Annotated in this window: 8 protein-coding genes and 1 riboswitch; of the genes, 5 read left to right on the top strand and 3 right to left on the bottom strand. The window is 72.5% G+C overall.

Annotated elements, in window-relative coordinates:
• Positions 1-250: 250 nt before the first annotated feature.
• The 3 genes from PSH03_RS22665 to PSH03_RS22655 form a co-directional block, all read right to left on the bottom strand.
• Complete coding sequence (locus PSH03_RS22665) at positions 251-1,051, bottom strand: energy-coupling factor transporter transmembrane component T family protein (RefSeq protein WP_210787651.1); 801 nt, start codon at positions 1,049-1,051, stop codon at positions 251-253.
• Positions 1,048-2,478 carry an ABC transporter ATP-binding protein gene (locus tag PSH03_RS22660; RefSeq protein ID WP_238690364.1) on the bottom strand — a complete coding sequence of 477 codons (1,431 nt, stop codon included), beginning with the start codon at positions 2,476-2,478 and terminating at the stop codon, positions 1,048-1,050. Before PSH03_RS22660 ends, PSH03_RS22665 begins: the two co-directional genes overlap by 4 nt.
• Positions 2,479-2,591: 113 nt before the next feature.
• The gene (locus tag PSH03_RS22655) at positions 2,592-3,185 is read right to left on the bottom strand and encodes an ECF transporter S component (protein WP_238690363.1); all 594 of its coding nucleotides are present in this window, start codon (positions 3,183-3,185) and stop codon (positions 2,592-2,594) included.
• A gap of 74 nt (positions 3,186-3,259) precedes the next feature.
• Positions 3,260-3,364, bottom strand: a riboswitch (TPP riboswitch).
• 107 nt (positions 3,365-3,471) lie between these two features.
• Between PSH03_RS22655 and PSH03_RS22650 the strand changes: the two genes are divergently transcribed.
• The 5 genes from PSH03_RS22650 to PSH03_RS22630 all read left to right on the top strand — a co-directional run bounded on the left by PSH03_RS22650 (position 3,472) and on the right by PSH03_RS22630 (position 8,629).
• Positions 3,472-4,302: an alpha/beta fold hydrolase gene (locus PSH03_RS22650; RefSeq protein WP_238690362.1), complete on the top strand. Its 831-nt coding sequence runs from the start codon at positions 3,472-3,474 to the stop codon at positions 4,300-4,302.
• A gap of 29 nt (positions 4,303-4,331) precedes the next feature.
• The gene (locus PSH03_RS22645; protein ID WP_238690361.1) at positions 4,332-5,138 is read left to right on the top strand and encodes an AAC(3) family N-acetyltransferase; all 807 of its coding nucleotides are present in this window, start codon (positions 4,332-4,334) and stop codon (positions 5,136-5,138) included.
• Positions 5,135-5,884: a sugar isomerase domain-containing protein gene (locus tag PSH03_RS22640; RefSeq protein ID WP_112584644.1), complete on the top strand. Its 750-nt coding sequence runs from the start codon at positions 5,135-5,137 to the stop codon at positions 5,882-5,884. Before PSH03_RS22645 ends, PSH03_RS22640 begins: the two co-directional genes overlap by 4 nt.
• 139 nt (positions 5,885-6,023) lie before the next feature.
• A complete protein-coding gene (locus PSH03_RS22635; RefSeq protein ID WP_210786976.1) occupies positions 6,024-6,527 on the top strand; it encodes a DUF6328 family protein in 504 nt (167 codons plus the stop codon).
• 104 nt (positions 6,528-6,631) lie between these two features.
• Positions 6,632-8,629, top strand: coding sequence for an acyl-CoA dehydrogenase family protein (locus tag PSH03_RS22630; protein WP_238690360.1), 1,998 nt, complete (start codon positions 6,632-6,634; stop codon positions 8,627-8,629).
• Positions 8,630-8,668: the final 39 nt, after the last annotated feature.

The following is an 8,668-nucleotide window of genomic DNA, read 5'->3' as shown; positions in this document are numbered from 1 at the left end:
CCGCCCCGTCGATCTTGCACTTTCTGTCGTCGCATCACCGGCATACCGGGATGAATCAACGACAGGAACCGCAAGATCGGCGGCGTAGGGCGCGGGGCGCGGGTCGGCGGCGCGTGGCGCGTGGCGCGGGGCGCGGGGCGCGGGGCGCGTGGCGCGGGACGCTGTGTGGCGACAGCAACACCAGGGATGTAGTGGCGGATCTTGCCGGCGGGCGGCGGGCGGCGGGCAGCGGGCAGAAGGCCGGCTCGGGTCAGCTGATGAGGGGGCGGAAGGTGCCCAGGGCGAGGCTCGTGGTCAGGGCGGCTGCGGCGAGTACGACGGCCCCGGCGATGAGAAGGACGTCGGCGCGGGTGAAGTGCTGGTGGCGGGCGACGGTACGGGGTGTGCCGGCGTCGAAGCCACGCGCGTCCATCGCCACCGCCAGCCTGGTGCCTCGGCGGATCGCCCCCACCAGCAGCGCGAACGCGGTGGAGGCGAAGAGCCGCAGCTTCGCCACCGGATTGCGTCCCGCGTCGACGCCCCGGGCGCGTCGAGCCATGCTGATCATCTGCCACTCCTGACCGAGCAGGGGCACCAGCCGGAACGCGGCCAGCGCCCCGATGGCGAACCGGGCCGGCGCCTTCGCGTTCTGGATCAACGCGTCGGCCAGGTCGGTGGGGTCGGTGGTCGCGAAGACGATCACACCGGGCAGGGCCACCGCGAACACCCGCAGGACCAGACCGAGCGCGGTGAGCAGGACGCCGGTGCTCACCAGCACCGGTCCCACGTCCAGCAGGACCCGACCGGACCGGTCGGCGGCGAACAGCACCAGGGTGACCAGGATGCCGGCGGCACTGAGCAGCAGTGGCCAGGCCCGCCGGGCCAGCACCCGGTAGCGGATGCCGAACAGCGGCAGGACGGCCAGTTCGAGGGCGATGGCGATCGCCGGGGCCACCGGGTCCAGGGTCGCCAGCAGGGTGAACGAGAAGACCAGTGCGGCGGCGACCTTCGCCACCGGGTTGCGGCGGGCCAACGGCGCGTCCGGCGCGGCGACCGGCTCGATGCTGATCATCGGTGGTCGTCCGGTGCACGGTGCAGGGTGACGGTGCGGTCGGCGAGCGCGGCGACGAAGTCCGCGTCGTGGGTGACAGTGACCACGCCGTGCCCGGCGTCGCGCAGGTCGGCGAAGAGGTCGACCAGCTCCCGCCAGGTCCGCCGGTCCTGACCGAAGGTGGGTTCGTCGCAGATCAGCAGGCGTGGCGCGGTGGCCAGGGCGGTCGCCACGCTCAGCCGTCGCGCCTCGCCGCCGGAGAGGGTGTACGGGTTGGCGGCGGCGAGCCGGGCCAGCCGCAGCCGGTCCAGCAGCCCGGCCACTGTCTCCTTGACGGCGGCCTCGGGTTGACCGGTGCGGCGCGGGCCGAGCGCCAGCTCGTCGAAGACCGTACTGGTGACGAACTGGTGCTCCGGATCCTGGAAGACCGACCCGATTCGTCGGGCCAGCGCGGGCGCCCGCCACCGGTGCGGGGGAGTGCGGTGGTCCGCGCCGGCCAACTCGGCGGACGCGGTGACCCGCCCGCTGCCGGGCCGGAGCAGACCGCCGAGCAGCAACGCGAGGGTGGACTTGCCGGCGCCGTTGGGTCCGCGTACGGCGAGTGCCTCACCGGCGCGTACCGCCAGGTCGGTGGAGCCCAGCCGGGGTGGCAGGCCGAGCCGGTCGGCGGTGAGCAACAGATCCCCGGGGCCGGCGGTGGCCGGCCGGGGCGCGATGGGGTGGCCGGGCACCCAGACCCCCTCGGCGGCCAGGGCGGCGCCGTGGGCGGCGAAGACCGCCTCTGGTGTGCCGTCCGCGCGGACGCCGCCACCCGGTTCCAGGACGACCACCCGGTCGACCAGTGGCAGTGCCTCGGCGACCCGGTGCTCGACCAGGATCAGCGTGGTGTCGGCGTCCAGCGCCCCGGCCACCGCGTGTCGGACCAGTTCGGCCCCGGCCGGGTCGAGGTTGGCGGTCGGCTCGTCGAGCAGCAGCAGGGCGGGGCGCAGGGCCAGGGCGCCGGCCAGGGCGAGGCGTTGCTGCTCGCCGCCGGAGAGCGCCGCGGTGTGGCGGTCGCGGGGGTACGGGAAGCCGACCCGGTGCAGCGCCTCGTCCACCCGGGGCCAGATCTCGTCGGCCGGCACTCCCCGGTTCTCCAGCCCGAACGCGACGTCGTCGCCGCAGCGCGCCATCACCAGTTGGGTCTCCGGATCCTGGAAGACGATGCCGACCCGTTCCCGCCCCTTGCGTGGGTCGAGCCCGTCGATCTCGACGGTGCCCTCCTGCTCGCCGGAGTCCTCGGGGAGCAGCCCGGCCAACGCGCTGAGCAAAGTGCTCTTGCCAGCCCCGGAGGGCCCAAGAAGCAGAACCCGCTCCCCAGCCTCGACTCGCAGGTCAACCCCGCGCACGGCCCAGGCACGCCGCCCAGCGTGCCGCCACCCGAACCCCCGCAGCAGTACCCCGCCCACCAACCCACCCCTCCAGGCTGCGCGCCCGCCTATCCCCGGTGATCAAGAGGTTTGCGTCAGGAAATCGCCTTCCGTTGACGCAAACCTCTTGATCAACATCGTCGACCAGGGGGTTAGATCAGGGCTCGGTCTCGGCCTGCTGGGAAGCGGTCCAGGACGCCGGTGTTGGCCAGGGCGTTCGTCAGCAGCCAGCCGCCCAGGCCGGCGATCAGTGTGGCGCTGACGATGGTGAGCAGCGCGTACGGGATGCGGTAGTCGGTCAGCGCGTAGTCGACGTTCCAGACGAAGAAGTCGAACAACGCGGCGCTGAGGCCGGTCAGTGCGCCCGCGAACACAGCGGTCGGCAGCCGGAACGACCGGTACCGGAAGGCGGCGAAGGCCAGCTCGGCGCCGATGCCCTGCACGATGCCCTGCGGGATGACCGTGCCGGCCCACTGGCTGCCCAGCAGCGCGGACAGGACCGCGGCCACGGTCTCGCAGTAGAGCGCGGCGCCGGGCTTGCGGATGACCAGCCCACCGATCACCGCCGGCATCAGCCAGACGCCGTAGAGCAGCGTCTGCGCCGGCGGGAAGAAGGCGAACGCGCCCTCGGTGGCGCTCCAGACCAGGCCCCAGGCCCAGAAGATGACGCCGAAGGCGACAGCGATCACCGAGGCGACCACGATGTCGATGGTGCGCCAACGGTGTGTGTCGGTGGTGGATGTCATGTGTTGCTCCCAGTTCGTGAGTGCGAACCAGGAGAAGACGCACGCCGCGTCCGGTGGCACCGGACTGCGGCGCGGCTGGAGGTCGACCGAACTCCCTGCGCTGGCATTACCCAGATCAGGTTCGAGGGTCTGCGGGCGTGCCCGCACTCTCAGCGCTGTGCGCTCCCCTGTCGGATATGAAGTTGTCTCGCTGACGCTAACACCGACCAGGGGCGCGGGCCCAGCAGGGCACCCGCCTGACCTGCGGGAGCGACCGGCGCACCGCCGGCTGGGTACGCTTCCGATCATGCGGGTTGACGCGCGAGGCTTCACGTTCGAGGTGACCGTCGGCGGTCCGACGGACGGCGTACCCGTCCTGCTGCTGCACGGTTTTCCACAGCACAGCGGCGAGTGGGACGACGTGGTGCCGGCGCTGCACGCGGGTGGGCTGCGCACGTACGCGCTGGACCAGCGCGGCTACTCACCCGGTGCCCGGCCCACGGCGGTGGCCGACTACCGGATCCCCGAACTCGTCACCGACGTGGTGGCGGTGCTCGACGCGCTCGGGCTGGACGCCGTGCACCTGGTCGGCCACGACTGGGGCGCCGTCGTGGCCTGGGCGGTTGCCGCCCGGTACCCCGAGCGGGTCCACACGCTGACCGCGGTGTCCGTACCGCATCCGGCGGCCATGGCGCACGCCCTGAGCACCGACGCCCAACAGAAGGCCCGCTCGTCGTACATCGCGCTGTTCCGCAAGCCCGACAAGGCGGAGAAGGTGCTGCTGGCGTGGCACGCCACCGCGTTGCGCAAGCTGCTCGGCGGGGTGGGCGACACGTCCCGGGTGAACCGGTACGCCGACCCGATGCGGGAGCCGGGTGTGCTCACGGCCGCGCTGAACTGGTACCGGGCGATGTCCCGCGCCGACCTGGCCGGCGTCGGCCCGGTCGCGGTGCCCACCACGTACGTCTGGAGTGACCGGGACGTCGCCATCGGCCGGACCGCCGCCGAGGCGTGCGCGCAGAACGTCACAGGCGACTACCGCTTCGTGCAGCTGCCCGGGGTGAGTCACTGGATCCCGGACGCGGCGCCGGCCCCGCTCGCCGAGGCGATCCTGGCCCGAGCCGGCGGGACGGCCTGAGCCGTGCGGGTCCGCGAGGGAGAGCCAACGTGACGACGGACGCCAGCGGGCCGGGCAGCCGTCGCTCGATCGCCGCGCAGCTGCGCGTGCTGGGCGTACGCCCCGGCGCGACGCTGCTGGTGCACGCCGCGCTGCGTCCGCTGGGCTTCGTCAGCGGCGGCCCGCACGCGATGGTGCTCGCCCTGCGCGACGCGCTCGGCCCCGACGGCACGATCGTCGTGCCCACCCACACGCCCGACAACAGTGACCCCGCGCAGTGGCGCAACCCGCCGGTGCCGGCGGGCTGGTGGCCGCTGATCCGCTCGGAGATGCCGGGCTTCGACCCGGTGATCACGCCGAGCCGGTTCATGGGTGCGCTCGCCGAGACGGTCCGCGGTTGGCCCGGCGCGCTGCGCAGCGCCCATCCGCAGGTGTCGTTCGCCGCGCTCGGGCCGGCCGCCGAGCAGGTGGTCGCCGGGCACACCCTGGCCGACTCCCTTGGCGAGGGCTCCCCGCTGGCTCGCCTCTACGACCTGGACGCCGACGTGTTGCTGCTCGGCGTGGACCACTCGGTGAGCACCTCGCTGCACCTGGCCGAGTACCGCTGCCCCGGCTCGCCGCGGGAGCGGCTCGGTGCCGCAGTGCGTACCGCCGACGGGGGTCGGGAGTGGGTGTGGTGGCAGGACGTACGACTCGACGCGGACGACTTCGCCGCGTTGGGCGAGGACCTGGAGGCCACCGGCGCGGTACGCACCGCACCGGTCGGCACCGGGACCGGCAGGTTGATGCGCCAGCGGGCGGCGGTCGACTTCGCGGTTCGCTGGCTGGCCCGTAATCGAACGACGGAGGACGCATGACGGTGAGTGCCGAGGACTACCTGGCCGTGGTGACCGAGACGATCGGCCGGGTGGCCGCCAGTCAGCGGGAGGCGGTGGGGCGGGCCGCCGACCTGATCGCCGAGGCCGTCCGAGCCGACGGCGTGGTGCACGCGTTCGGCACCGGGCACTCGGAGGCCCTCGCCATGGAGATCGCCGGACGGGCTGGCGGTCTGGTGCCGACCAACCGGATCGCGCTACGCGACCTGGTGCTGCTCGGCGGCGAACCGGCCGACCGGCTCGGGCCGCTGCTGGAACGGGACCCGGCCGTCGCGCACCGCCTCTACGAGCTGGCCCCGGTGCGTCCCACCGACGTCTTCGTGCTCGCCTCGAACTCCGGGGTCAACGGCGCCATGGTGGAGTTCGCCACGCTGGTGAAGGAACACGGTCATGGGCTGGTGGCGATCACCTCGGCGCAGCACTCCGGCCGGATGACCTCCCGGCACCCGTCCGGGCGCAAGCTGAGCGACCTCGCCGACGTGGTGCTCGACAACGGCGCGCCGTACGGCGACGCGACGTTGCCCCTGCCCGGTGGCGGCGCCGTCGGCGCGGTCTCCTCGATCACCGCGGCGCTGCTGGCGCAGCAGGTGACAGTGGAGGTGGTGGCGCGGTTGCTGGCGGCGGGGGAGCGGCCCCCCGTCTACCTGTCGGCGAACATCCCGGACGGCGACGCGCACAACAACGAGCTGGAAGCTCGGTACGCGGGGCGGATCCGACGCGGGTCCTGACCCGGTGCTGGCGGCCGACTTGCGTCGCCGAGATGAACGGCAGATGTCGTGAACCTGTTTCGCGCTCGGCCGGGTGGGGCATTGGCGTTGCTGCCGGCGGCCAGGACCGCCGGCAGTAGCGTCTCACCGGAGGTAGCGCGTGTCCAAGGAGACCGAGAAGCAGCGCTGGCAGCGCAACTTCGCCGACCTGCTGCAGGAGTTGCGGGTCGCCCAGACCGGCGTGCAGATTCTCTTCGCCTTCCTGCTCACCCTGCCGTTCAGTAACGGGTTCACCGAGACCACGGAGTTCCAGCGCGACGTCTACATCGTGGCGTTGCTCGCGGCGGCCGCCGCCACCGCGATGATCATCTCGCCGGTGGCGTTCCACCGGGCGCTGTTCCGGCAGGGGCGCAAGCCGGAGTTGGTCCGCTTCGCCCACCGGATGGCCAGCGGCGGTCTCGCCTTCATGCTGATCGCGATGGTCAGCGCGGTGCTGCTGATCACCGACTTCGTGCTGGACCGGCCGATCGCCTTCGTGCTCAGCGCCCTGACCGGGCTCTGGTTCCTCACCTTCTGGATGCTGCTGCCGTTCGCCCGGCGCAACTGGGGTGAGGACGAGATCGACGACGAGGACGACGACCCGGACACGATCAACAGCCGCTGATCGCGCCGATCTTCACGCAGCGCTACCCCTGGGTAACAACCGGGGGTAGCGTGGCGGTAGTCGCGCACGTCGACGCAGCCGCACCGAGCTTCGAGGGGGCAGCCGTGACCACGACGCAGAATGGCCGACCGGCACCGGACGGCCCCGACTCCGAAACCACCGCCGGTGCCGCCGCGCCGCTGCCCGCAGAAGCCGGGCAGGTCACCGAGAAGGAGGCCCGGCAGGTCGCCGAGGCCGCCCGCGAATCCACCTGGGACCGACCCAGCTTCGGCAAGGAGTTGTTCCTCGGCCGGTTCCGGCTCGACCTGATCGACCCGTGGCCCCGATCCGATCCGGACGACGTGGCTCGGGCGGAGGAGTTCCTTGGTCGGTTCCGCGCCTTCCTGGCCTCCGAGGTGGACGGCGCGGCCATCGAGCGGGACGGGTCCATACCCGACTCGGTCTTCCACGGCCTGGCCGACCTCGGCGCGTTCGGCATGAAGATCGACCGGAAGTACGGCGGGCTCGGGCTGAGCAACCTGCACTACTGCCGGGCGCTCATGCTGGCCGGCTCGGTGAGCCCGGCCATCGGCGCGCTGCTCTCGGCACACCAGTCGATCGGCGTGCCGCAGCCCCTGAAGATGTTCGGCACCGCCGAGCAGAAGCAACGCTTCCTGCCCCGGCTCGCCGCCGGCGAGGTGTCCGCGTTCCTGCTCACCGAGCCCGACGTCGGCTCCGACCCGGCCCGGCTGGCCACCATCGCCGAACCGACCGAGGACGGCACGGGTTACCGGCTCAACGGTGTGAAGCTCTGGGCCACCAACGGCATCGTGGCCACCCTGCTGGTGGTGATGGCCCGGGTGCCGGCCACGGAGGGACGTCGGGGCGGGATCACCGCGTTCGTGGTGGACGGCGACAGCCCCGGCATCACCGTCGAGCGGCGCAACGAGTTCGTCGGCCTGCGCGGCCTGGAGAACAGCCTGACCCGGTTCCACGACGTGATCGTCCCCGCCGAGAACGTCATCGGCGGTGAGGGCAAGGGGCTGAAGATCGCCCTGACCACTCTGAACACCGGCCGGCTCTCACTGCCGGCCATGTGCGTGGGCGCCGGCAAGTGGGCGCTGAACGTGGCCCGGGGGTGGGCCGCCGACCGGGTCCAGTGGGGACGACCGGTGGGCGAGCACGAGGCGGTCGCGCAGAAGCTCTCCTTCATCGCCGCCACCACGTACGGCATGGAGACCATGCTCGACCTCTGCTGCCTGCTCGCCGACGACGACCGCAACGACATCCGGATCGAGGCGGCGCTGGTCAAGCTGTACGCCAGCGAGATGGCCTGGAAGATCGCCGACGAGCTGATCCAGATCCGGGGCGGGCGCGGCTACGAGACGGCCGACTCACTGGCCGCCCGCGGCGAACGCCCGGCCGCCGTCGAGCAGATGCTGCGCGACCTGCGGATCAACCGGATTTTCGAGGGCTCCACCGAGATCATGCACCTGCTGATCGCGCGGGAGGCGGTCGACGCCCACCTGTCGGTGGCCGGCGACATCATCGACCCGGACGCGGGGCTGGGCCGCAAGGCCCGAGCCGGCGCGCGAGCGGGCGCCTTCTACGCGAAGTGGCTGCCCACCCTCGCCGTCGGTCGGGGGCAGAGCCCTTCGGCGTACGCCGAGTTCGGCCCGCTCGCCGCGCACCTGCGCCAGGTGGAGCGTTCGTCGCGCAAGCTGGCCCGGTCGACGTTCTACGCGATGTCGCGCTGGCAGGGAAAGATGGAGCGTAAGCAGGCGTTTCTCGGTCGGGTGGTGGACATCGGCGCCGAGTTGTTCGCGATGTCCGCGGTCTGCGTCCGGGCCTCCGCCGAACGGGACAGCCGCCCGGAGAACGTCGAGCTGGCCGACCTTTTCTGCCGGCAGGCGCGGGTGCGGGTGGCCGCCCTGTTCGCCGCGCTCTGGGACAACACCGACTCGGTCGACACCGCCGCGGCGAAGCGCATCCTCGCCGGCCGCTACGCGGGGCTGGAGGAGGGCGTGCTCACCCCATCGGAGGAGCTGCCCTGGGTGGCTCGCTGGTCGCCCGGCCCGTCCACCTCCGAGGACGTCCGCCGCCGCATCCCCCCGAAGCCGTGAACCGCGCCGACCGGCCTGCCGCCACGCGGGCTGGCCGCC

The organism is Micromonospora salmantinae, from assembly GCF_022230905.1.
Classification (GTDB): Bacteria; Actinomycetota; Actinomycetes; order Mycobacteriales; family Micromonosporaceae; genus Micromonospora; species Micromonospora salmantinae.
Note: the sequence above shows the minus strand (reverse complement) of the source record. Positions and strands in the feature narration are given on the sequence as shown.